At 62.9% G+C, this 556-nt stretch carries 1 protein-coding gene; it reads left to right on the top strand.

The window, feature by feature from the left end:
* Nucleotides 1-173 precede the first annotated feature (173 nt).
* A partial coding sequence (locus Raf01_RS49270) for a condensation domain-containing protein (RefSeq protein ID WP_203925095.1) occupies nucleotides 174-556 on the top strand: 383 nt, incomplete at its 3' end.

The raw sequence follows: 556 nt of genomic DNA, 5'->3' as shown, positions 1-556 counted from the left end.
CCTTGAGAGGCATCACCGCCCATGCGGCGACGCCCGGTGCCGGTGGCCTGACTCCCTCGGACCTACCACTGGTGGACTTCAGCCAAGACGAAATCGACGAAATAGAAGACGAAGAGGATGAACTCGCTACCGACCTGCAACGCACGGCCTCGTCATTCGATCGGGAGTAAGGAATGAAGAAGTCGCGAGTCGAAGAGATTCTGCCGCTGTCGCCGTTGCAGGAAGGGTTGCTGTTCCATGCCCTGTACGACGGGCAGGGCCCGGACGTTTACACGGCACAGATGTCGGTGGATCTGGATGGTTCGGTAGACGGGGACGTTCTGAGGTCCGCTGCTGAGGCGTTGCTTCGCCGGCACGCGAACCTGCGCGCGGGATTCCGGTACCGCCGATCGGGTCAACCGGTGCAGGTGATTCCGCGTGAGGTGGTTGTGCCGTGGCGGCAGGTCGACCTCAGCGGGTTGCCGCAGGCCGATCGTGAGGCTGAGCTGACGCGGTTGCTGACCGAAGACCGCGATCACCGTTTCGACATGAGCCGCCCCCCACTGGTCAGGTTCAC

Origin of the sequence: Rugosimonospora africana, from assembly GCF_016862975.1 — a bacterium.
GTDB classification, from domain to species: Bacteria; Actinomycetota; Actinomycetes; order Mycobacteriales; family Micromonosporaceae; genus Rugosimonospora; species Rugosimonospora africana.
The sequence above is the reverse complement of the archived record's forward strand: the minus strand, read 5'-3'. Positions and strand labels throughout refer to the sequence as shown.